The organism is Ruegeria sp. P8, assembly GCF_056534665.1.
In genome coordinates this window covers 292,814-314,705 of record NZ_JBQERC010000001.1, presented here as the reverse complement: position 1 = coordinate 314,705, position 21,892 = coordinate 292,814, and the positions used below count along the sequence as shown (strand labels likewise).

20 protein-coding genes are annotated in these 21,892 nt (G+C 58.1%); 5 read left to right on the top strand and 15 right to left on the bottom strand.

Features of this window, described 5'->3' with window-relative positions; all coding sequences use genetic code 11:
- Positions 1–33: 33 nt before the first annotated feature.
- A complete protein-coding gene (locus ACR0BZ_RS01565; RefSeq protein ID WP_480919271.1) occupies positions 34–1,578 on the top strand; it encodes a Ppx/GppA family phosphatase in 1,545 nt (514 codons plus the stop codon).
- A gap of 12 nt (positions 1,579–1,590) precedes the next feature.
- Here ACR0BZ_RS01565 and ACR0BZ_RS01560 read toward each other — a convergent pair whose 3' ends face one another.
- The 6 genes from ACR0BZ_RS01560 to scpA form a co-directional block, all read right to left on the bottom strand.
- Positions 1,591–1,965: a hypothetical protein gene (locus ACR0BZ_RS01560; protein WP_480481945.1), complete on the bottom strand. Its 375-nt coding sequence runs from the start codon at positions 1,963–1,965 to the stop codon at positions 1,591–1,593.
- Between the two features lie 37 nt (positions 1,966–2,002).
- Positions 2,003–3,004, bottom strand: coding sequence for an endonuclease/exonuclease/phosphatase family protein (locus ACR0BZ_RS01555; RefSeq protein WP_480545819.1), 1,002 nt, complete (start codon positions 3,002–3,004; stop codon positions 2,003–2,005).
- Positions 3,005–3,008: 4 nt separating this feature from the next.
- Positions 3,009–3,689 (bottom strand): molecular chaperone DjiA, encoded by a 681-nt coding sequence (locus tag ACR0BZ_RS01550; RefSeq protein ID WP_209597848.1) that lies wholly within the window; start codon positions 3,687–3,689, stop codon positions 3,009–3,011.
- Positions 3,690–3,734: 45 nt separating this feature from the next.
- Positions 3,735–4,223: an N-acetyltransferase family protein gene (locus ACR0BZ_RS01545; RefSeq protein WP_480481948.1), complete on the bottom strand. Its 489-nt coding sequence runs from the start codon at positions 4,221–4,223 to the stop codon at positions 3,735–3,737.
- Positions 4,220–4,822 (bottom strand): VOC family protein, encoded by a 603-nt coding sequence (locus tag ACR0BZ_RS01540; protein WP_480481949.1) that lies wholly within the window; start codon positions 4,820–4,822, stop codon positions 4,220–4,222. The genes ACR0BZ_RS01545 and ACR0BZ_RS01540 overlap by 4 nt, the downstream gene beginning before the upstream one ends.
- 103 nt (positions 4,823–4,925) lie before the next feature.
- Positions 4,926–7,052: a methylmalonyl-CoA mutase gene (gene scpA, locus ACR0BZ_RS01535; protein ID WP_480919270.1), complete on the bottom strand. Its 2,127-nt coding sequence runs from the start codon at positions 7,050–7,052 to the stop codon at positions 4,926–4,928.
- A 168-nt stretch (positions 7,053–7,220) separates the two neighbouring features.
- On the opposite strand from scpA, the gene ACR0BZ_RS01530 reads away from it, so the two are divergent.
- The gene (locus ACR0BZ_RS01530) at positions 7,221–7,667 is read left to right on the top strand and encodes a DUF4174 domain-containing protein (RefSeq protein WP_480475841.1); all 447 of its coding nucleotides are present in this window, start codon (positions 7,221–7,223) and stop codon (positions 7,665–7,667) included.
- A 76-nt stretch (positions 7,668–7,743) separates the two neighbouring features.
- On the opposite strand, the gene ACR0BZ_RS01525 is transcribed toward ACR0BZ_RS01530, so the two are convergent.
- Entirely contained in the window at positions 7,744–9,789 is a 2,046-nt protein-coding gene (locus ACR0BZ_RS01525; RefSeq protein ID WP_480919269.1) for an ATP-binding protein, read from the bottom strand.
- 116 nt (positions 9,790–9,905) lie between these two features.
- On the bottom strand, positions 9,906–10,109 hold the full coding sequence (locus tag ACR0BZ_RS01520) for a hypothetical protein (RefSeq protein ID WP_209504584.1): 204 nt from the start codon (positions 10,107–10,109) through the stop codon (positions 9,906–9,908).
- Positions 10,110–10,759: 650 nt separating this feature from the next.
- Here ACR0BZ_RS01520 and ACR0BZ_RS01515 point away from each other — a divergent pair.
- On the top strand, positions 10,760–11,911 hold the full coding sequence (locus ACR0BZ_RS01515; protein WP_480919268.1) for a DcaP family trimeric outer membrane transporter: 1,152 nt from the start codon (positions 10,760–10,762) through the stop codon (positions 11,909–11,911).
- An 86-nt stretch (positions 11,912–11,997) separates the two neighbouring features.
- On the opposite strand, the gene ACR0BZ_RS01510 is transcribed toward ACR0BZ_RS01515, so the two are convergent.
- The 3 genes from ACR0BZ_RS01510 to ACR0BZ_RS01500 all read right to left on the bottom strand — a co-directional run bounded on the left by ACR0BZ_RS01510 (position 11,998) and on the right by ACR0BZ_RS01500 (position 14,616).
- Complete coding sequence (locus ACR0BZ_RS01510) at positions 11,998–12,351, bottom strand: hypothetical protein (RefSeq protein WP_209504586.1); 354 nt, start codon at positions 12,349–12,351, stop codon at positions 11,998–12,000.
- Positions 12,352–12,484: 133 nt separating this feature from the next.
- Positions 12,485–12,970 (bottom strand): DUF6497 family protein, encoded by a 486-nt coding sequence (locus ACR0BZ_RS01505; protein ID WP_480919267.1) that lies wholly within the window; start codon positions 12,968–12,970, stop codon positions 12,485–12,487.
- A 113-nt stretch (positions 12,971–13,083) separates the two neighbouring features.
- On the bottom strand, positions 13,084–14,616 hold the full coding sequence (locus ACR0BZ_RS01500; RefSeq protein ID WP_480582916.1) for an acyl-CoA carboxylase subunit beta: 1,533 nt from the start codon (positions 14,614–14,616) through the stop codon (positions 13,084–13,086).
- Positions 14,617–14,799: 183 nt separating this feature from the next.
- Between ACR0BZ_RS01500 and ACR0BZ_RS01495 the strand changes: the two genes are divergently transcribed.
- Positions 14,800–16,005: a multidrug effflux MFS transporter gene (locus ACR0BZ_RS01495; RefSeq protein ID WP_480919266.1), complete on the top strand. Its 1,206-nt coding sequence runs from the start codon at positions 14,800–14,802 to the stop codon at positions 16,003–16,005.
- 63 nt (positions 16,006–16,068) lie between these two features.
- Positions 16,069–17,469 carry a helix-turn-helix domain-containing protein gene (locus tag ACR0BZ_RS01490; RefSeq protein WP_480919265.1) on the top strand — a complete coding sequence of 467 codons (1,401 nt, stop codon included), beginning with the start codon at positions 16,069–16,071 and terminating at the stop codon, positions 17,467–17,469.
- A gap of 74 nt (positions 17,470–17,543) precedes the next feature.
- Here the strand turns inward: ACR0BZ_RS01490 and ACR0BZ_RS01485 are convergent, their stop codons facing one another.
- The 4 genes from ACR0BZ_RS01485 to betI all read right to left on the bottom strand — a co-directional run bounded on the left by ACR0BZ_RS01485 (position 17,544) and on the right by betI (position 21,838).
- Positions 17,544–17,783 (bottom strand): HP1242/YdcH family protein, encoded by a 240-nt coding sequence (locus tag ACR0BZ_RS01485; protein WP_480919458.1) that lies wholly within the window; start codon positions 17,781–17,783, stop codon positions 17,544–17,546.
- 252 nt (positions 17,784–18,035) lie between these two features.
- Complete coding sequence (gene betA / locus ACR0BZ_RS01480) at positions 18,036–19,694, bottom strand: choline dehydrogenase (RefSeq protein ID WP_480919264.1); 1,659 nt, start codon at positions 19,692–19,694, stop codon at positions 18,036–18,038.
- A gap of 66 nt (positions 19,695–19,760) precedes the next feature.
- On the bottom strand, positions 19,761–21,269 hold the full coding sequence (gene betC / locus ACR0BZ_RS01475; protein ID WP_480913424.1) for a choline-sulfatase: 1,509 nt from the start codon (positions 21,267–21,269) through the stop codon (positions 19,761–19,763).
- Positions 21,266–21,838 (bottom strand): choline-binding transcriptional repressor BetI, encoded by a 573-nt coding sequence (gene betI / locus ACR0BZ_RS01470; RefSeq protein WP_209504594.1) that lies wholly within the window; start codon positions 21,836–21,838, stop codon positions 21,266–21,268. Before betI ends, betC begins: the two co-directional genes overlap by 4 nt.
- Between the last annotated feature and the right edge of the window lie 54 nt (positions 21,839–21,892).

Here is a 21,892-nt window from a genome sequence, read left to right as displayed (position 1 = left end):
TCGCATCCTCAGGCAGAACTATCTGGAACACACATGGATCAGACCGTCAAAACCGATATCCCGGACTGGGGAACGTTCGGAAAGCCCCTGTTTGACAAACCGGACGCACGGGCGCTGTCGCGCGTCGGGGTTGTCGATGTCGGGTCGAACTCGGTCCGGATGGTCATTTTCGACGGGGCGGCCCGATCACCGGCCTATTTCTACAATGAAAAGGTCATGTGCGAACTGGGGGCGGGCCTGTCCGAAACCGGGCGACTGAACCCGCGTGGCCGCGAACGCGCCTTGTCGGCACTACGACGGTTCCAGCACCTGGCAATGGATCTGGATTTGCCCGGTTTGCATGTTGTCGCCACCGCTGCTGTGCGCGAAGCCTCGGATGGGCCCGAGTTTTGCGATCAGGTGCAGGCTGAAACCGGTTTGCAGGTGTCTATCATTGACGGTGACGAAGAAGCCCGCCTGTCGGCGCAGGGTGTCCTGTTGGGATGGCCCGGAGCTTATGGGCTGATCTGCGATATTGGCGGATCGTCGATGGAATTGGCCGAAATCGGCGGTGGTCAGGTCGGCCGTCGCGTAACCTCGCCGCTTGGGCCGCTGAAACTGCGCGACATCAACGGCGGGCGGCGCGCGCGAAAAGCGCATATCAAGGAAACGATGGAGGATCTGCGCAATCAGATGGGCCAGCAGCGAGACCGTTTGTTTCTGGTCGGCGGCAGCTGGCGCGCCTTTGCGCGGCTGGACATGCTGCGGCGGGGCTATCCGCTGAACGTTCTGCATGAATACCGCATGACCACCAAACAGGTGCGCGAGACGATCAAATACATCGAAAAACACGATGGTGAAAAGCTGCGTGCTCAGGCGGGCGTGTCGAGCTCGCGCATGGCGCTTATCCCGTATGCGATGGACGTTCTGGCGCGGCTGATCCGCACGTTCAAACCCAAAGATATCGCCATCTCAAGCTATGGGATTCGCGAGGGGTTGCTATATGAGCAGATGCCGCAGGAAGTGCGCGATCGCGACCCGCTGATCGAAGCCAGCCGGTTCTCGGAAGCCAAGGACGCGCGCCTGCCCGGATTTGGCAGCAATCTCTATGATTTTGTCATCCCGCTGTTCAGATCGGCACCGCCCAGCAGAGTGCGCCTGATCAAGGCGGCCTGCCTGCTGCACGATGTAAGCTGGCGCGCGCATCCCGACTATCGGGCCGAGGTGTGTTTCGACAACGTCACTCGCGCCAATCTGGGTGGTTTGAAGCATTCCGAGCGTGTCTTCATCGGATTGGCACTGCAACACCGCTATCGCAACAAACGGGAAGGCAATCGGTTCTCTCGGCTTTACGAATTGCTGGATGAAAAAAGCCAGAAACAGGCCGAGATTTTGGGCAAGGCCATGCGGTTTGGCGCGATGCTGTGGATGCACAACGATGCCAATATGGGGCAGCTCAAGTTTTTCCCCAAAAAGCGAGAGCTGGAACTGTATCTGCCCGAGGCCGCAGCCCCCCTGTTCAGCGAAGTGGCAGAAGCCCGGTTAAGCGCCTTGGCAGCAGCGCTGAAATCTCAGACTCGCGTGATTGTCAAAGGCTGACTCTTGAGCGGGTCAGATATCTGTAGGTCCTTCGGGCACCTCGATATCCCGCTTTTCAGGCTCAGATGGCTCTTGGGTCGGTTTTCTGCGGATAATGATATCGCCATTGGGCAGGATCTCGGGTGGTTCATAAACGCTCCAGTCCTTGACCTCAGCCGCCAGTTCAGCAAGCGCCGGGCCCATCTGCTGCAAGAATGACTGCATCGCCGGGCCAAACTCTTCTGCCAGACCCAGCAAGTTTTCCAATGCCGGTTCCATTTCCTTGCGCAGACCTTCGAAAAACAGTTCGGCCCCCTGTTCCATCAGGGATTTTTCATTGTCTTCCTGTGCCATTGCAGGCGCGGCAAGGAACACTGAGATCGTACTGATCAGCAAGATGCGTTTCATACCTGACATATAAGGCCCGTGTGGCAGGCTGGAAAGGTCACAGTTCAATATCAAGCGTGACCGGAAAATGATCGGAGGCCGTCAAAAGCGCCTGCCGCAATTCCGGTTCAGCCCAACAGGCGGCATCCTGAAACGGGTGCCAGATACGCCAGGACGGGCGATATGCTTGCAGGTCCGTGGTAATCATTATGTAATCCAGTAATGCGTCCAGAAATTTACCTTCTTCCGGGCGGGCAAAGCGCGCAGTAGCAGGCACCGGCCCGGGCCGAAACCTGTAGGCTGTGACGGCGTTCGGGTCGAACAATCCGGCTTGCAGCAACACCTCGACCGACGAGCGGCCAAAGAGGTGCTCAAACTCATCCAGCCCGGGGCCATCGTTCAGATCGCCCAGCAAAATGACGGGCTGTTTTTGCGCAACATGCCATTCGACGCGCCGTGCAAGCCAGATCGCTTGCGCCAGCTGTTTGCGGCGATTGGCAATCGAAATCCGGATCGCCTCGTCCCGCGATTCGGCACCGTGCGGTGCCTTGGATTTCAGATGTGCCCCGATCAGGCGGATGTTGTGCCCCGCTTGCGTCGTCACCGCCAGTTCCATCGGCGGTTTGGAGAACCGCACGACATCCTCGGTCGCATCAATGTCGAGGTCGATTTTGAATACACCATCGAACCGGGGGGCTGTGGTATCTGCAATATCTCCCTTGGGATCGTGGCGAACACTCAGCACCGTTCTGTCATAGAGCAATGCCAGTTCCTGATGCGTGTCGTTTGCATAGCCCATCACCGCATCAGACGTGCGCAAGTCGAACGCTTCGGCAAAGGCTTGCAGGGCCCGAACCGTGTTCTGGCGTCTGCCCGTGTTGGGCGCCTCGACGATTACAATCGCATCAGCGTCAATGGCAGTCAGAACCTTGGCAATCGCTTCGATCTGCTGCGCTTTGGTGACGTCGTGCCTGCCGGACCAGCTGTCATCGACGATCAGCCTGTCTTTCTGGTCAAACAGATTGGCGAACCATTCGATATTATAGGTCGCCAGCCGCATCTGATCAGGCCCGCGCGCCGTTGATTTCATCCCAGGCGCGATTGATGTCGATCATCTTTTTCTCGGCCAGCCGGATCGCCTCTTCGGGGACACCCCGGGCCATCATGGCGTCGGGGTGCGTTTCCCGAACCAGTTGCCGCCAGACCTTGCGAATATCGGGCAGCGGCATGTCATGTGGAACGCCCAGTACCGTGTATGGATCGTTTGGCGCATCCGGGACAAAACGCGCCCGCAGTGCTTTGAACTGCGCGTCAGTTTGTCCGAAGATTTGGCTGACATCTTCGAGAAATGCGTTTTCGTTCGGATGATAGAAACCATCCGCCATCGCGATGTGAAAAAGCCCCTCCATCAGGTCACACAGGGTTGTACTGTCTTCCGAGAACATGCGTGCGATTTTGCGGGCGTAGTCCTGATATCCCGCCACGTCCGTACGGGCCATGTTGAAGACGCGGGCTGCACCTTCCTCATCTTCGCGCGCGATCTGAAACACGTCGCGAAAAGCGGTGACCTCATCACGGGTCACCTGACCGTCTGCCTTGGCCATTTTGGCACCCAGTGCGATGACCGCAATCGTAAAGGCCACGGACCGTTCCGGTGGCGAGCGTAGTTTTTCAAAAACTGCGGTCAGGCTTTCGCCCTGGGCAAGCGCGCTCAGCGCATCGGATATGCGGGTCCAGATCGACATGACCGCACCCTAGCGTCACAATTCAGGACTGTCAGGTGCAACAGGTCATTCAGCACCAAGAATTTTCTGCATCAGCACAAGGTCCAGCCGCTGGCCGAACTTAAAGCCGACTTCGGGCATCACCCCGACTTTCGAATAGCCAAGTGCGGCATGAAACGCCTCAGCGCCCGGATTGGCCGAGGATATGCCCGCGACCAGAACATGAACGCCTTGGGCTTGCGCGACTTCCTCCAGCTCTGACATCAACGCACGTCCCAGCCCTTTGCCCCACGCATCCGGTGACAGCTGGATCGTATGTTCGCAGGTTTGCGCATAACCGGGCCCGGTGCGGAAAGGGCCATATGTGGCAAAGCCTATAACGTGGCTGTCGTGCTCGGCAACCAGAAAACCGGGCGAGCGTGCCTTGATATCTTCGGCAATCTGGGCGGCGCTGCGTTCGTCCGTCGTGAAAGTGACCAAAGTGTCCCGGATGATCGCATTGGTGATCCGGGCAATGGCTGGAGCATCTGACGCTGTGGCCGGGCGAATGTTCATTCCAGCACCCGCAGCCCATGAGGTGTCTCAATTTCTGCCTGCAAAGCCGCGGGGCCGGTATCGAACACAACAAGATCCAGCTCACCCAGTCGACGGGCCAGTGTCAGGGCATCGGGGTGATAGACAACCAGACGCCGCAACCGGCACGCGCTGTCCTGCAACATGTTTGCCGGGTGCAGGTCGCCCTGCCATTCGATAAGGGCGGGAAACAGATTGTCGAACGGCAAACGCCCCGTTGGCGGAACCGCCATGCGCCATTGCAACGCGCCGCGGGTCAGGTCGATGGGCTCTCCGGTGCCATCGGGAAAGATCGACAGTGTGGCCTCGATATCCTCGACCCGGCATATCCAGTTCGTCAAACGCGGGCCGCCCTGAAAATTGTCCAGATCGAACCATCGCGGCCTGCCCGGAGGCTGCGCCTGCGGATCGATGGCAATCGCTTCCAGATAGAGCCCGTCTCTGAGCCCCAGCAGCCTGTTATGTGTCCCGAATTTTTCGTGTTTCCCACCGGGTTGCAGTGCAACACCAAGCGCCTGTTCGATATGCGCAGACGCTTCTTCAAGCGTTTCGCCCGCGACGGCCAGATGATCGAGTAACATGTGCACCCTCCTGCGAAAACGACCGGACCCAAAGGGATCCGGCCGCATGTTTTCGCCATTGGCGCAGGATCACAAGAGCTTTCGTTGAAAGACTTGCCTTGTGTCAGGGCCGCGCTTCGCGGATCAGGCGCAGAATGTCCTGAGCGGCCTCGGGAATGTTGGTGCCCGGACCAAAGATAGCCTTGACCCCATGGTCATACAGGAACTGGTAATCCTGTTGCGGGATCACCCCACCACAGATCACGATGATATCGTCGGCCCCTGCTTTCTTCAGCTCTTCCACCAGCTGCGGTGCCAGTGTTTTATGCCCCGCCGCCTGTGAGGAAATGCCGACCACATGTACGTCATTGTCCACCGCGTCCTGCGCGGCCTCGGCAGGTGTCTGGAACAGCGGGCCAACGTCCACGTCGAACCCGATATCGGCAAAGGCCGTGGCGATAACCTTGGCACCGCGATCATGCCCGTCCTGCCCCATCTTGACCACCAGCAGACGGGGGCGGCGGCCCTCGGCCTCGGCAAAGTCCTCGATGGATTTCTGGATCGCGGCAAAGCCTTCGTCGCCTTCATAAGCAGCGCCATAGACACCGGCCAGGGTTTTCACCTCGGCGCGATGGCGGCCGAATTCTTTCTCCATTGCCATGCTGATCTCTCCTACGGATGCACGGGCGCGGGCGGCTTCGACCGCAGCGGCCAGCAGGTTTCCGCCCTCCTGGGCGGTCTTGGTCAGGGCGTCCAGCGCGGCTTGGCACGCGGCTTCATCACGGGTTGCGCGAATGCGTTCCAGCCGCGCCACTTGCGCCTCGCGCACGGCGACGTTGTCGACATCCAGAATGTCGATCGGGTCTTCCTGTTCCTTGCGGTACTTGTTGACGCCGACGATCACTTCGTCGCCCCGGTCGATCATGGCCTGACGGCGGGCTGCGCTTTCCTCGATCCGCAGCTTGGGCATACCCGAGGCAACCGCCTTGGTCATGCCACCCATCTCCTCGACCTCTTCCATCAGGGCCCAGGCTTTTTCGACCAGTTCATTGGTCAGGCTTTCGACATAGTAGGAACCAGCAAGAGGATCGACCACATCAGTTACACCGGTTTCTTCCTGAAGCACGAGCTGTGTGTTCCGCGCGATGCGGGCCGAAAAATCGGTGGGCAGCGCAATTGCCTCGTCCAGAGCATTTGTATGCAACGATTGGGTGCCACCCAGAACTGCGCTCATCGCTTCATAGGCGGTGCGGATAACATTGTTGTAAGGGTCCTGTTCCTGAAGCGAAACGCCGGAAGTCTGGCAATGGGTGCGCAGCATTTTCGACCGTTCGGACTTTGCCCCGAACTCGGTCATTACCCGGTGCCATAGCGTGCGAGCGGCGCGCAGTTTGGCGATCTCCATGAAGAAATTCATGCCGATGGCAAAGAAGAACGACAAACGGCCAGCGAACTTGTCCACGTCCATCCCGGCCTCAGTCGCGGCACGGACGTATTCACGCCCATCAGCCAGCGTATAGGCCAGTTCCTGTACAAGGTTCGCCCCGGCCTCTTGCATGTGATAGCCCGAGATCGAGATCGAGTTGAACTTGGGCATCTCATTCGACGTGTATTCGATGATGTCCGAGATGATCTTCATCGACGGTTCAGGCGGGTAGATATAGGTGTTGCGCACCATGAATTCTTTCAGAATGTCGTTCTGAATGGTGCCGGACAGGACAGATTTGTCGTGACCCTGTTCTTCACCCGCAACAATGAAACTGGCCAGGATCGGAACAACCGCGCCGTTCATGGTCATCGAGACCGAGACCTTGTCGAGCGGGATGCCATCGAACAGTATTTTCATATCTTCGACACTGTCGATGGCAACACCTGCCTTACCGACATCGCCCACAACGCGCGGGTGATCACTGTCATAGCCGCGATGTGTCGCCAGATCGAAGGCAACCGAAACGCCCTGCTGGCCTGCTGCCAGATTGCGTCGGTAGAACGCGTTCGATTCCTCGGCGGTCGAAAAGCCCGCATACTGGCGGATCGTCCATGGACGCCCGGCATACATAGTGGCCTTGACACCGCGGGTAAACGGGCCAAACCCCGGCAAAGACCCCATATGCGGCAGATCGGCGGTGTCTTCCTGGGTGTAAAGCGGTTTGACCGCGATACCTTCCAGCGTTTCCTTGGTCAGGTCGCCCAACGGACGTCCGCGCAGCTCTTTCTCGGCAAGCGCTTTCCAGTCCTTTGTGTCGGTCATTTCGATTTCCTCTCGTCAATACGGATGGCGGTCGCTGAAAGCGTCCGCGCCAAGGTCCTGCACTTGGCCTGTTCTTTCAGGCACAAGCGCGAAAATGTGGTTACCCGGCACAAATCGCCGGTCGCAATCGCGGGCACAGGGGCTATATTCGAAAGAACAGGAGGCCACATGACACGCACGCTTGCCTTTGTTTTCTCGGCACTAATCCCTCTGGCTGCCCTGGCGGCAGACGGAACCGCGCCGTCTGATGACAGTTTTGTCCGCCCGGTGGGTGAAAGTGAACTCAGCGAGTTCTTGTGGGTCAAACGCCCCATCGTGGTTTTTGCTGACACGCCTGCCGATCCGCGGTTCCAGCAGCAGATCGATATGCTTGTCGCAGAAGAAGCAGCCATGCGCGACCGCGATGTCATCGTGCTAACAGACACGGACCCGTCTGCCCGGTCCCCGATCCGGACCAAGCTGCGACCGCGTGGTTTCCAGATGGTGTTCGTCGACAAGGACGGCGTGGTCAAATTGCGCAAACCCAGCCCGTGGAGCGTGCGTGAGATTGGCAGATCTATCGACAAGACCCCCCTGCGCGAACGCGAGATCCGCGACCGGCGCGAAGGGGGCTGAACGCTTTCGCCACACCCAATGGCCCCGGCGCGATGCGCCGGGAACGTTGGAATGTATATCGAAAGCGCCAACATGGTCACTCGAACTCGATGATCACGTCGTCCACAGCAAGGCTGTCACCGGGGCCTGCATTGACTTTGGCCACCACGCCCCTCTTTTCGGCACGCAGGATGTTTTCCATCTTCATCGCCTCAATCGTGCAAAGCGCCTGACCTTCCTGCACTTCCTGCCCCACTTCGACATCGACCTTCACGACTAGGCCCGGCATTGGGCAGAGCAGCAACTTCGAGGTATCAGGCGGCAGTTTTTCCGGCATCAGTTTGGCCAGTTCCGCCTGCCGTGGGCGGCGCACATGCACTTTCAAGTCCGCGCCGCGGTTGCGAACGCGGAACCCGCCCGAGACCTTGCCGATTTTCAGAACCAGCGGGCTTCCATCCACGTCCAGAACCGCCAGTTGATCGCCCGGTGTCCAGTCCGAGGCGACACGCAAGGACGGTCCGTCCTCAAACTTGACCGTTGACCCCTCTTTGTCGGCATTGACCTGCACGGCGAAATCCTGCCCCTGCAATGTCACAACCCAGCGCTTGCCTACTTTGCGTTCGTGATTGTCCATCCGGCCCGACACGCGGGTGCGCCGGATTTCGGCGACGCGGTGCATGGCCGCGCAGGACGCAGCAATCCGGCGCAGATCCACTTCGGGCAACGTGACGCCCTCGAACCCGTCTGGATATTCTTCAGCGATAAAGGCCGTTGTCATGTCACCGCTGACAAATTTTGGGTGATCCATCACTGCCGACAGGAACGGCAAGTTGTGACCGATGCCTTCCACTTCGAAACTGTCCAGCGCCACGCGCATCGCCTCGATTGCTTTTTCGCGGGTCGGCGCCCAAGTGCAGAGCTTGGCGATCATCGGATCGTAATACATGCTGATCTCGCCGCCCTCGTAGACGCCGGTATCGTTGCGCACGGCGGTTTCACCATCGGGTGCTTCACCCTGCCATTTGCCGTTGACCAGCAACGGACCGGCCGCGGTTTCCTGCGGTGGGCGATACCGGGTCAGACGACCGATCGACGGCAGGAAGTTGCGATACGGGTCTTCCGCATACAGACGGTTTTCAATCGCCCAGCCGGTCAGGGTCACGTCATCCTGCGTTATCGATAGCTTTTCACCCGCTGCGACACGGATCATCTGCTCGACCAGATCGACGCCGGTGATCAGTTCCGTAACAGGATGTTCCACTTGCAGGCGCGTATTCATTTCGAGGAAGTAGAAGTTCTTGTTTCCGTCCACGATGAACTCGACCGTACCTGCACTTGCGTAGTTCACGGCCTTGGCCAGAGCGACAGCCTGTTCACCCATCGCCTTGCGGGTTTCGGGATCAAGGAAGGGTGACGGTGCCTCTTCCACCACTTTCTGGTTCCGGCGCTGGATCGAGCATTCACGCTCACCCAGGTAGATGCCATTTCCGTGACTGTCGCACAGAACCTGAATTTCGATATGGCGCGGCTGAGTTACGAATTTTTCGATGAAGATCCGGTCATCTCCGAACGAGTTTGCGGCTTCGTTCTTGGACGACTGAAAGCCTTCGCGCGCCTCTTCATCGCTCCACGCGATGCGCATGCCCTTGCCACCGCCACCGGCGCTGGCTTTGATCATGACCGGATAACCGATGTCGTTCGAGATCCTGACCGCCTCGTCCGCGTCCTCGATCAGCCCCATGTAACCCGGAACGGTCGAAACTCCGGCCTCCTGTGCGATCTTCTTCGAAGTAATCTTGTCGCCCATGCTTTCGATTGCACCGACAGGGGGCCCAACAAAGGCAACACCTTCGGCCTCGAGCGCTTCGGCGAACTTCGAGTTCTCCGACAGGAAGCCATAGCCGGGATGAACCGCCTGCGCGCCGCTTTTACGGATGGCATCCATGACCTTGTCGATCACAATGTAGGACTGGTTCGCCGGGGGCGGACCGATATGCACGGCTTCGTCGGCCATCGACACATGCAGCGCGTTCTTGTCCGCGTCCGAATAAATGGCAACGGTGCCGACACCCATCTTGCGGGCGGTCTTGATGACCCGGCAGGCGATCTCGCCCCGGTTGGCGATCAGGATCTTATTGAACATGAAACGTCCTTTGGCTTGGTGTTCCGGAAACGCAAAACGCCGCCGCAGGGTACGATCCCCACGACGGCGTGATGCGCAATGATGGCTGAGGCGCCAGGCGCCCCGAAGGATATGCGTTAGTTACAGTTGTTCTGCGTCTTGCAGTACAGCACGTTGCCCGCTGCACCGACGGCCGCGCCAAACAGCGGGTCGGCATTGAGCACCGCGGCCCCCACAGCCCCGGCACCACCGCCGAGGAGTGCCTGTTCGCCCGTGGTGTCACCGCACGCGGCCAGACCCGCACAGGTCGCCGCAACAAGGATGAGTTTCGAGAATCGCATTGTGTCTGCCCTTTTAGGTTTCTTGGTTCGTTTGGGATCAGATGCGCGAAATGGGGCCTGTTATTCAATATCAATGCAGCTGCAGGCAGGTTTTGTGCAGGTTTTCGCTTCTCTTTGGCCGTTGGAGCCAAAAAGAAAAACGCGGACAGGTCTATGTGGGGAACACAAGCCTGCCCGCGCAAGGAAGGGGTACGGAATAGTAGGTGCATGTGCGGCGCAGGCAAAGTAGAGCCGCACGGCCCACTCAGTTTGCACGGCACAATCCGTTGGGCAATCACAGTATTGTTTCCTGGGGACAACTCGGCTGGTTTCTGCCCAAGCCACAACATGGCGCGCAACATCGTGCCGACAGCATTCAAGTGAATTACCAGCACGAAAGCCCCGTTCACCGTCACAGTTTCGTTACAAAATGGGTCGCTTCCGATGCTTTCTGCGGTTGCAGCATCACGAATCGCCGCCACTCCACCGGCGAAGGAATTACGGCGCAACAGCGCGTTAGATGACAGGTTCAAGACGCTGTGATTCAAGAAGTCGAAAAAGGCACATTTTATTGAGAAATCAGATGGTTCTATTCTCTTTCTCGTGATTTCCAAAGATTTCTGCTGCGTGAAACGGTCCTTGGGCACACTCGCACTCAAAGGAACACCCACATGACTATGACTAGAAAAAAGGCACTCCTGCTCGCTGCCTCTGCGCTCAGTGTGACCGGCTCGTTTGCTGTTGCCCAGGACGCCCAGACCCAGGCCGAACTCGACGCTTTGCGCGCCCGGGTCGAGGCGCTGGAAGCCGACAAAAGCGGCCCCGCCAACGGAGATTTCCGCATCGGCAACACCGTTTTGGACGTTTACGGATACGTGAAGGCCGATTTCTTCTATGACTTCGACTACGATCAGGGGGATACGGCGTTCGTGAATGTTATCGGTGAACCCTCGGCCGCAACCGACGGCACCTTCGGGGCAACCGTTCGCCAATCTCGGATCGGATTGCGTACCACCACCCCAAGCGGGATCGGTGACATTGGCGGACAGCTTGAGCTTGACCTGTTCGGTTCCGGCGGCACGGCTGAATTGCGCATTCGCCATGCCAACATCACCATCGGCGATCAGTTCCTGATTGGTCAGTACTGGACCAACTTCCAACCATTGGACACCTACCCGACCACTGTCGAATTCAACGGCCCCGTGGGTATCGCATTCGCTCGTGTCCCACAGCTGAGATACACCGGACAGCTTGGCAGCAATGCACAGTTTGCGGTCTCGATCGAAGAGAACGTCAGCGGGTCGAATTCCGATGATCCCGTCCTGACGGCCTCGGCGGAATATAACGACGGTACGTACATTGCCCGTGGTGCCGTTTTGTACGGTAAAGCCAATTCCGGCAATGTCGAAGTGGATCAAACCGGCTTTACGCTTTCCGGCGGCATTCGCCCCTGGCAAGGCGGGTTGTTCCAAGTCAACTACGTCACAGGTGAGGCGCTTGGCCCGTACCTGATCGGTCTCGGCGATGCCATCGTCGGTGGGCAGGCCAACGATGTGGATGGCTACACCGTGGAATTCAGGCAGGACATCGGTGCAAAATGGAATGTCGGCATTGCTTACGGTCGTGAAGACTATGATCTGCCGACCTCGACCGGCACGCTGTCCTTCACCGAACTGGAAACCATCCATGTCAACGCGTTCTACAAGGCGACAGACAGTCTGACGCTCAGCGCCGAATACATCTATGGCGAGCGGAATGACGCGCCCACCGGCAGAACCTTTGACGGCAGCCGCGTTCAGCTTGCAGCCCAGTTGAACTTCTGAGACCACACATAAATCCTGCCCGGTTTCGGGCAGGATTTTCCCGAAACTGGCAGTGATCGGATTATGTGCGGCAGCGAATGTCACAATCAGTCCATCCCGTCGATGATGTCCGGGAAGGATGCGCGCGCAGCGTTTACGTCGATAACGAGCAAGGCATCATAACTGGCCGGATCAAAGGGGTCTTCTGCCGGGATGACTTCGCGCCCGAACAGCCAGCTCAAACGCCCAGCATCCAGATTGCCCCGTTCGAACGGCTGGTCGCCGAAATGGGCCCAAAGGGCTTCCATGAACGCACTATCAGCGCGCCTGTCCGCAGGTTTACGGTCCCGAAACCGCTCGCGCCGCGTTAACGGTGTAGCGCCCTTTGGGTTGGCGCGACGAATGGTGAACTGAAAGTCAGTGCCTGAAAGGCGACCGGGGAAACCACGATGCTTCAGCATGAAAGGCCCTCTTGTGTCATACTTGCAGACAAAAGCAATTCGAGCCCGAAAAGGGATGGGGTCATGATGCGCACCTCCAAAGCCGCACAGTTGGTCTGAGACGCTTTGTACTCATGGATTCCTGCGGTCATGGTCAAAGCCCCTCCCAGATACACTGGGACTGCTCCAGCCGGTAGGCCTCAAAAAACTGGGTCGCATCAGGGGCGGCATCACCAAACTCTACCGGGCGATCGGACAAAGAGATCACGACCCGCGCCGGATGCAATTCATGCTGAGCGACATATGGAATGGCCAGAATCTGGCACAGGTGCTCCATATCCTTCGACGCCACATCATACCCAATCCGCCCTACTGACGCGCCTATTCTGGGCGCGATAAAGCGAAAGCGCAGCCAAAGCTCGCCAGGGTTGTTGTCCAGCAGGACATCGCTCAGTTGCACTGGCTGGCCCGACGGCACCGGCAGCAACGAATCGGAATCCGCAAAAGCAGGATGGCTGAAGGTGAGTGCACCCAGACAAATGGCGCGACCCCGGACCCACCAGCGGCGAGCTCCTCCTTCCGGGGTCGCGCGCGCAGTACGATTAGTCTGCGCGGTTCTATGTCTGACGGGTCGGATCATTCAACTATTTGCCGGTTTTTGTCAATTCCGCCTCAATTTGAGGGCGTTTTAGCCTCAGAGCCGCTGTGGCAGTCTAAGATTGAGCGGGGCGGGCCACCTCGCCCCCAGAAGGATCACAGCGGGATATTGTCGTGCTTCTTCCACGGGTTCTTCAGCTGTTTGCCGCGCAAGCTGGCAAATGCCCGGGATACACGACGGCGGGTCGAATGCGGCATGATCACCTCATCGATGAAGCCGCGCTCGGCTGCCACGAAGGGATTTGCAAATCGGTCTTCGTAATCCTTGGTGTGAGATGCGATCTTGTCCGCATCCCCCAGATCGGCGCGGTGAATAATCTCGGTCGCCCCTTTTGCCCCCATGACCGCAATTTCGGCGGTGGGCCAGGCATAGTTGAAATCACCGCGCAAATGCTTGGAGGCCATAACGTCGTAAGCACCGCCATAAGCCTTTCGGGTAATCACTGTCACCTTCGGCACAGTTGCCTCGCCATAGGCAAACAGCAACTTGGCTCCATGTTTGATGACGCCGCCATATTCCTGGCTTGTTCCCGGCAGGAAGCCAGGAACATCGACCAGTGTCAGGATCGGGATTTCGAAGCAGTCACAGAAGCGTACAAAGCGCGCAGCCTTGCGCGAGGAGTCGATATCCAGACACCCGGCCAGCACCATCGGCTGGTTTGCGACGACGCCTACGGTCTGACCTTCCAGCCGGATGAACCCGGTAATGATGTTCTTGGCAAAATCTTCCTGAATTTCATAGAAATCGCCCTCGTCCGCCACTTTGGCGATGAGTTCCTTCATATCGTAGGGCGTGTTCGGATTTTCTGGCACAAGAGTGTCCAGCGAAGCCTCGATCCGGCCGGGTTCGTCAAAGAACGGGCGCACGGGCGGCTTTTCGCGGTTGTTGAGGGGCAGGAAATCCACCAGGCGCCGCACCTCGGCCAAAGCTTCGACGTCGTTTTCGAACGCGCCATCAGCGACCGAGGATTTCTTGGTATGGGTCGAAGCCCCGCCCAGTTCCTCGGCAGTCACCACTTCGTTGGTTACGGTCTTCACCACATCAGGGCCGGTCACGAACATGTAAGAGGTGTCTTTGACCATGAAGATAAAGTCGGTCATCGCCGGGCTGTACACCGCGCCACCCGCACAGGGGCCCATGATAACGCTGATCTGCGGCACCACGCCCGATGCCATGATGTTGCGCTGGAACACTTCGGCATACCCCGCCAGCGAAGCCACACCTTCCTGAATGCGCGCGCCGCCCGAATCGTTGATGCCAATCACCGGCGCACCGTTCTGGACCGCCATGTCCATAATCTTGCAAATCTTCTGAGCATGGGTTTCCGACAACGATCCGCCAAAGACGGTGAAATCCTGGCTGAACACATAAACCATGCGCCCGTTGATCGTACCCCAGCCGGTGACGACACCGTCACCCGCAGGCTTTTGTTTTTCCATTCCGAAATCGGTGCAGCGGTGACTGACGAACATGTCAAACTCTTCAAAGCTGCCCTCGTCCAGCAGCAGTTCAATCCGTTCTCGTGCGGTCAGTTTGCCGCGCGCGTGCTGGGCATCGATCCGTTTCTGCCCACCGCCCAGGCGTGCGTTGTCGCGGCGGTCTTCCAATTCGGAAAGAATGTCTTTCATGACGACTATCCCCTTATAAATTTGCCGGGACCCTACCTGCTTGGGCCGCTCATCCAAAGCTATTTTCGGCAAATTTGCAAAATTTCAGCAACAGTAATTTGGATAAATGCAAAACTGCGAATTTTTACAAGCAATTCTGCGAATGGCTGGCAATCCGAAAATCCACGGCTATACATGTGAACCATGCAGTTTAGCTCTGACGCGGTCCACCGCACACCACCCACATTGGCGACGCTTGTTTTACTCTCGGGCCTGTCCGCCCTGAGCATGAACCTGTTTCTGCCCAGCCTGCCAAACATGGCCGAGTATTTCGAAACCGATTACAAGGTCATGCAGCTGTCGATTGCGCTTTATCTGCTGATCAATGCCATTCTGCAAATTCTCATAGGTCCAATTGCGGATCAGGCAGGTCGCAGACCAGTTTTATTGTGGGGCCTTGGCCTGTTCCTGATAGCGACCCTTGGGTGCATCTTCGCCCCCAATGCCACGGTTTTTCTGGCGTTCAGGATGTGTCAGGCGGTTGTGGTTGTCGGCATGGTTCTCAGCCGCGCTGCGGTGCGGGACATTTACGATCAGGACCAAGCTGCCTCAATGATCGGTTATGTAACGATGGGCATGGCCGTGGTTCCGATGATTGGCCCTGCCATCGGCGGCTTGCTGGAAGTGAGTTTTGGCTGGAAAGCGAATTTCTGGCTGCCCTTTGCCGTAGGTTTGCTGACTATGGCACTGACCTATTCGGACTTTGGGGAAACATCGGCAAAGAGCGGCAAAACGCTTGTCCAGCAGTTCAAGGAATACCCCGAACTTTTGACCTCGCCACGGTTCTGGGGATACTCACTGGCTTGCGCCTTCTCATCGGGTTCGTTTTTCGCCTATCTCGGCGGCGCACCTTTCATTGGCACAGAATTGTTCGGGTTGAGCGCGGCGCAGGTTGGCATTTATTTTGGCGCACCAGCAGTTGGGTATTTTGTTGGCAACTTCATGAGCGGGCGGTTTTCAGTGCGGTTTGGCGTGAACCGCATGGTTCTGTGGGGAAGCCTGTTCAATGCGTTTGGCGTAGCTGTATCGGCATTGCTGTTTCTAGCGGACCGCGGAACCGCACTCAGTTTCTTCGGGTTCATGACATTTGTGGGCGTCGGTAATGGCATGGTCATCCCCAACGCAACTTCGGGCGCGCTATCAGTGCGCCCCCAACTGGCTGCAACCGCCTCGGGCCTGAGTGGCGCCATCATGCTGGGCGGCGGCGCCGGGCTGAGCGCGCTGGCAGGTGCCTTGCTGACAGGTGAAACCGGCGCGATGCCGCTGCTTTGGCTGATGCTGGCAACAGCCGTTCTGGCGATCGTCGCAATTTCAACTGTCGTACGAAGAGAACGGCAATTGGGGCTGTAACCGCTTGCCCCAATGACTTTGCAAAGTTAACCTCGGAAATTGGAAAACTTGCAAAGGCACCCTATGGCCACCCAAAAGCTCTATGCGGGCGCGAAACTGCGCGAAATGCGTACACGCCTGACCCTGACGCAGCGCGAATTTGCCGCCAAACTGGGCGTTTCACTGCCTTATCTGAACCAGATGGAGAACAACAACCGGCCGATCTCGACCACGGTTGTGCTGGCTCTGGCGCAGGAATTCGGAATGGATGTTACCGAACTCAGCACCGGCGACAGCGAGCGTCTTGTTTCAGACATGCGCGAGGCGCTGGCCGATCCTGTTTTTGCCGACATACAGCCCCCTCTGGCCGATCTGCGCCTGACAGCTTCCAACGCCCCGGCCCTGGCGCGCGCGTTTATCGAATTGCACAAAACCTACCGGCAGACACATGAACGCCTTGCATCGCTGGACGAGGCTTTGGGGCGTGAAGATGCACGTATTCAGGCCAGCCCGTGGGAAGAAGTGCGTGATTTCTTCCATTATTGCGACAACTACATCGACGCCGTGGACAGGGCAGCGGAACTGTTTGCCAACCGCGCCGACGGCCCCGGCGGTATCCGGCAAGCCGCCCTGAGCAGCCTTTCAGAACGCGGAATTCAGGTGGTTTTTTCAGATATGGGCCCCTTGCGCGCTTATGATGTCGACAGCAAATTTCTGCGCCTGTCCTCCCGTGCAGCGCCGCAGACGCAGGTGTTCCAGCTTCTGTTGCAGGTTGCGCTGATCAGTCAGGACCAGCTGCTGGAGGCAACGCTGGACTTCGCCAAGTTCCAAAGTGACGAAGCCCGCGCCATCGCCAAAATTGGCCTTGCCAACTATTTCGCTGGTGCCTCTCTGATGCCTTATACCGCGTTTTTGACTGCTGCTCAGGAAGAGCGTCACGATCTGGAGCTGCTCAGCAACCGGTTCGGGGCGTCGGTCGAGCAGGTTGCACATCGGCTGTCGACCCTTCAGCGTCCCGGCGCCAAGGGTATCCCGTTCTTCTTCGTCCGGGTTGATCAGGCGGGGACGATCACCAAGCGGCACTCGGCCACACGCCTGCAATTTGCACGTTTTGGTGGCGCTTGCCCGCTTTGGAACGTGCATCGGGCCTTTGAAACGCCCGGGCATTTCCTGCGACAGCTGGCGGAAACACCAGATGGCGTTCGCTATATCTCGCTGGCGCGGGATGTCTCAAAATCGGGGGGCTCGTTCGGTGCGCCCGTCAGACGGTACGCCATTGCGTTGGGGTGCGAGGTCCGCCATGCCCCGGCGCTTGTTTATGCTGATAACCTCGACATCAACAATGCCAGCGCTTACGAGCCCATTGGAATTTCCTGCCGCATCTGCGAGCGGCAAACCTGTCACCAGCGTTCGGTTCCGCCGCTGGAACGCCGTCTAAGCATCGACACCCATATTCGCGGTACCCTGCCCTATGAAGTGACCTGATCTTAGTCTGGCGACTAAGCCCTATCAGCGTCACGTCTCTGGGCACGACGGGGGCATAGCCCCCGCCAATGAATTTAAGCCTTGGACAGGATCGCCCAGATCTCATCCTTCAGGACCGCGCGTTTTTTGCGCAGGTCAACCTCGGCCAGCTCCTCCATGGGTTCGACATTGGTTTCGGCGCGGTGCACTTCGCGGTTGACCTCATGATATTCATCGGCCAGCCGGGCGAAATGCGCATCCGACTGCTTGAGCTGGCTCATCAGTTCAACTTTGTCCGGAAACTCTTCGGCCAGTTCATGCGGGGTGTGAGACATCTCTGTTCGCTCCTTCATTTATCGTTGCAAACCAGTGATAGAAGCGTGACCGGGTTATCGCTTTGACCGGGATCAACTACCCGCAATAATCCCGCGAATTTCAAAAAAGCTCCACGCGCCATCCTGCCGTGCCGAGGGCAAGTTGTGCTGAAACGTGGCTCAACCTTTTCTGGACAAGAACGCTGAACCTTTTCCTAACATGCCCCCGGCAAGCGCTGAATAGCGTATTCAACCGGGAGCAGTTAAGTATCATTATCGCTGCGCGGTTGCCCAGCCGGGGTGGATCCACGGGCGATCATTGGCCTTGGGTAACGGGTCTTTGCCCAGCAGAGAATCCGATACTTTCTCGCCCACCATGATCGAGGGCGCGTTGAGATTGCCGTTGGTGATCTGCGGGAAAATCGAACTGTCCGCGACGCGCAGCCCGTCCACGCCGATGACGCGACCCTCGGGATCGACCACCGCACCTTTGTCATCCGCACGCCCCATCCGGCAGGTGCCACAGGGGTGATAGGCGCTTTCAGCATGTTCCGCGATAAAGGCGTTCAGCTCTTCATCGGTTTGCACAGCGGCACCCGGCTGAATTTCCTTGCCCGCATAGGGTTTGAAAGCGTTTTGTCCAAAGATTTCGCGGGTCAGCCGGATACAGGTGCGGAAGTCTTCCCAATCCTCTTCATGGCTCATGTAGTTGAACTTGATCACCGGCGCGTCTGCGGCTTGCGCAGATCGCAATGTGACCGACCCGCGTGACGGGGACCGCATCGGGCCGACATGCGCCTGGAACCCGTGCCCCTCTGCCGCCGCCTGCCCGTCATAGCGAACTGCGATCGGCAGGAAGTGGTACTGAATGTCGGGATACTCCACACCTGGCTTCGACCGGATGAATGCCGCGCTTTCAAACTGGTTCGATGCGCCCAAACCTGTTTTGGTGAACAGCCATTGCGCCCCGATCAGACCCTTGCTGAACAGGTTCCAGTGCTTGTAGAGCGTAATCGGCTGTAGCGAAGCTTGTTGAATATACAGCTCCAGATGATCCTGAAGGTTCGCACCCACCCCCGGACGATCCGCAACGACGTTGATCCCATGTTCCGCCAGATGTGCGCCCGGGCCGATACCGGACAGCATAAGCAGTTTGGGCGAGTTGATCGAGGACGCGGCCAGAACGACCTCGCGCCGGGCCTTGATGATCTCTTTCTTGCCGCCACGGATTAGTTCTACGCCAGTGGCGCGACCGTTTTCCATAACAACTCGAGACGCAAGACCCCGCACGATATCACAATTGTCGCGTTTGAGCGCGGGCTTCAGATAGGCATTTGCCGCCGACCAGCGCCGCCCTTTCCAGACGGTCTGCTCCATCGGGCCAAAGCCTTCCTGCTTTTCTCCGTTATAGTCGCCGGTGACCTCGTATCCCGCTTGCTGGCCTGCATCGACAAAGGCCTGAAACAGTGGGTTTGCTCGTGGACCGCGCGATACGTGTAACGGCCCGTTGGTTCCGCGCCAGGCCGGATCGCCCCCATGGCCGCCGTCATGCCATGTCTCCATGCGTTTGTAATAGGGCAGCACATCCGCATAAGACCAACCGTCAGCCCCCATCTCGGCCCAGGTGTCGAAATCGCGTGCGTGACCGCGCACATAGACCATGCCGTTGATCGACGACGACCCGCCGATCACCTTGCCGCGCGGGCAGGCCAGACGGCGGTTGTTCAGATGCGGTTCGGGCTCGGACTGATATCCCCAGTCATAGCGCGACATGTTCATCGGATAGCTGAGCGCGGCAGGCATCTGGATAAACGGCCCTATGTCGGTGCCACCGTGCTCGATCACAAGGACCGAGGCCCCACCTTCGCTCAGACGATATGCCATTGCGCAGCCTGCGGACCCTGCGCCAACGATGACAAAATCTGCTTCCATATTCACAACTCCTCGCCCGCCGGGTATGACGCCTCCGGCGGGAGTATTTTTAAAAAGATGAAGAGGTTACTCGCCGCGTGGGAACCGGGCGTTTTCCTCGACGATGTTCAGATCCATATGATTGCGCATGTAGCGTTCGGACGCCTTTTGCAGCGGCTGATAATCCCATGGGTAATATCCGCCTTGCCGCAGTGCCTCGTACACGACCCAGCGTCGCGCCTGACTGGCACGGACATCCGCGTCGAAGCGCTCCAAATCCCAGCGGGTCTCGGACTTTGCGCGCAGGGTTTGCAGCGTGCCCGCATGTTCGGGGCTGTCTGCCAGATTGGTCAGTTCATGCGGGTCTGCCTCGAGATCAAACAATTGATCCGGGTCCAGCGCGCATCGATTGTATTTCCACTTGCCATAGCGCAGCGACACCAGCGGCGCATACGATGCCTCGGCCGCGTATTCCATGGCCACAGGTGCGGTTCGTTCCCCGCCTTGCGCCAGCGGCACCAGGTTTTCACCGTCCGTCCATGGGGCGATCTCGGCCATGTCAACACCTGCCAGAGCCCCGAGTGTGGGTGTGACATCAATGGTAGAAACCGGTGTATCGATCCGCCCCGCAAGCAAATCCGGGGATGAAATCATCAAAGGAACGCGCGCCGAGCCTTCGTAGAAGTTCATCTTGAACCACAAGCCCCGTTCACCCAGCATGTCACCGTGATCCGAGACGAACAGGATGATCGCCTCTTGCCGTGTCGTTTCCAGCACTTCGAGGATTTCACCGATCTTGTCATCGAGATATGTGATGTTGGCGAAATAGGCACGGCGGGACTTGCGAATGTCTTCCTCGGTGATGTCGAAGCTACGCCAGTCATTGGCGTCGAAGATTCGCTTGGCGTGAGGATCCTGGTTTTCATAGCCAATATCAGCGATTTCAGGCAGCAGATGCTCGCAATCCTCGTAGAGGTCCCAGTATTTGCGCCGGGCGACATAGGGATCATGCGGATGGGTGAAGCTGACCGTCACGCACCATGGGCGGTCATCCTTGCCGCGCGCAAGGTCATACAGTTTGGCCTTGGCGTTATAGGCGACCTCGTCATCATACTCCATCTGGTTGGAAATCTCGGCAACACCCGCGCCGGTCACCGATCCCATGTTGTGATACCACCAGTCGATCCGCTCACCCGGCTTTCGGTAATCCGGTGTCCAGCCAAAATCGGCCGGGTAGATATCAGTTGTCAGGCGATCCTCAAACCCGTGCATCTGGTCCGGCCCGACAAAGTGCATTTTGCCTGACAGACAGGTGTAATAGCCCGCGCGACGCAGGTGATGTGCGTAAGTTGGGATATCGCTGCGAAACTCTGCCGCGTTGTCATAGACGCCGGTGCGTGAGGGCAATTGACCGGACATGAAGCTGGCCCGCCCCGGCGCACAAAGCGGCGACGCTGTATAAGCGTTGGCAAAACGGGTCGACCTTTCGGCCAGTTTCTTCAGGTTCGGAGCATGAAGCCAGTCAGCGGGACCGTCGGGAAAGAGGGTTCCGTTCAGCTGATCCACCATCAGGATCAGAATGTTCGGTTTTGTCATTTTTCAGCCTCGAGCAGAGTATCGAGCACGCGCATAGCGTGGTTCACGGCCAATTGCGGTTCTTCCGGGGCGCTGAGCGCTGCGCGAATATAGAGCCCGTCAATCAGGGCAATCATGTTCTCGGCAGCCTCAACCGGATCCTGCATCCTTGGACGCAGGGCATGAACCAGATTCGATCTGATGCGCGCCTGATAGATCTGCCACAATCGCAGCGCGTCACTGTTGGTCTGCGCCAACACATAAAACGTCATCCAAGCGGCAGTCACGTCAGGTGTGAAACACGAAGGGGCAAAACAGGCGTGGATAATCGCCTCTGCCCGGTTGCCCGGTTTGGCCGCTTTCAACTGGGCCCTGGCTTCGTCGCTGAAGTCGGCGAGGATCTGACGCATTGCGGCCAGAAATATCTGATCCTTTCCGCCAAAATAATGGTGGGCCAATGCGCTGGACATGCCCGCGCGTTTGGCAATCTGGCTGACAGTTACATCCAGGGATTTCTTGACACCCAGTTCAGCAATCGTCGCTCGAACAATCGCGTCCTTGCGGATCGGCTCCATTCCAACTTTTGGCATCGCTTTCCCCATACAGGTGTCATGCGACCAAGCTAGGATGTTTTTATTGACTCG

Bases quoted from the DNA above. Each gene is read 5' to 3' on its own strand.
- ACR0BZ_RS01515 (WP_480919268.1), top strand. From the start codon at position 10,760: ATGACTATGACTAGAAAAAAGGCACTCCTGCTCGCTGCCTCTGCGCTC.
- ACR0BZ_RS01505 (WP_480919267.1), bottom strand. From the start codon at position 12,970: ATGATCCGACCCGTCAGACATAGAACCGCGCAGACTAATCGTACTGCG.
- ACR0BZ_RS01550 (WP_209597848.1), bottom strand. From the start codon at position 3,689: ATGTCGATCTGGACCCGCATATCCGATGCGCTGAGCGCGCTTGCCCAG.
- ACR0BZ_RS01530 (WP_480475841.1), top strand. From the start codon at position 7,221: ATGACACGCACGCTTGCCTTTGTTTTCTCGGCACTAATCCCTCTGGCT.
- scpA (WP_480919270.1), bottom strand. From the start codon at position 7,052: ATGACCGACACAAAGGACTGGAAAGCGCTTGCCGAGAAAGAGCTGCGC.
- ACR0BZ_RS01495 (WP_480919266.1), top strand. From the start codon at position 14,800: ATGCAGTTTAGCTCTGACGCGGTCCACCGCACACCACCCACATTGGCG.
- ACR0BZ_RS01510 (WP_209504586.1), bottom strand. From the start codon at position 12,351: ATGCTGAAGCATCGTGGTTTCCCCGGTCGCCTTTCAGGCACTGACTTT.
- ACR0BZ_RS01540 (WP_480481949.1), bottom strand. From the start codon at position 4,822: ATGTTACTCGATCATCTGGCCGTCGCGGGCGAAACGCTTGAAGAAGCG.
- ACR0BZ_RS01560 (WP_480481945.1), bottom strand. From the start codon at position 1,965: ATGAAACGCATCTTGCTGATCAGTACGATCTCAGTGTTCCTTGCCGCG.
- betA (WP_480919264.1), bottom strand. From the start codon at position 19,694: ATGGAAGCAGATTTTGTCATCGTTGGCGCAGGGTCCGCAGGCTGCGCA.
- ACR0BZ_RS01565 (WP_480919271.1), top strand. From the start codon at position 34: ATGGATCAGACCGTCAAAACCGATATCCCGGACTGGGGAACGTTCGGA.
- ACR0BZ_RS01485 (WP_480919458.1), bottom strand. From the start codon at position 17,783: ATGTCTCACACCCCGCATGAACTGGCCGAAGAGTTTCCGGACAAAGTT.
- betI (WP_209504594.1), bottom strand. From the start codon at position 21,838: ATGCCAAAAGTTGGAATGGAGCCGATCCGCAAGGACGCGATTGTTCGA.
- ACR0BZ_RS01555 (WP_480545819.1), bottom strand. From the start codon at position 3,004: ATGCGGCTGGCGACCTATAATATCGAATGGTTCGCCAATCTGTTTGAC.
- ACR0BZ_RS01490 (WP_480919265.1), top strand. From the start codon at position 16,069: ATGGCCACCCAAAAGCTCTATGCGGGCGCGAAACTGCGCGAAATGCGT.
- ACR0BZ_RS01545 (WP_480481948.1), bottom strand. From the start codon at position 4,223: ATGAACATTCGCCCGGCCACAGCGTCAGATGCTCCAGCCATTGCCCGG.
- ACR0BZ_RS01525 (WP_480919269.1), bottom strand. From the start codon at position 9,789: ATGTTCAATAAGATCCTGATCGCCAACCGGGGCGAGATCGCCTGCCGG.
- betC (WP_480913424.1), bottom strand. From the start codon at position 21,269: ATGACAAAACCGAACATTCTGATCCTGATGGTGGATCAGCTGAACGGA.
- ACR0BZ_RS01520 (WP_209504584.1), bottom strand. From the start codon at position 10,109: ATGCGATTCTCGAAACTCATCCTTGTTGCGGCGACCTGTGCGGGTCTG.
- ACR0BZ_RS01500 (WP_480582916.1), bottom strand. From the start codon at position 14,616: ATGAAAGACATTCTTTCCGAATTGGAAGACCGCCGCGACAACGCACGC.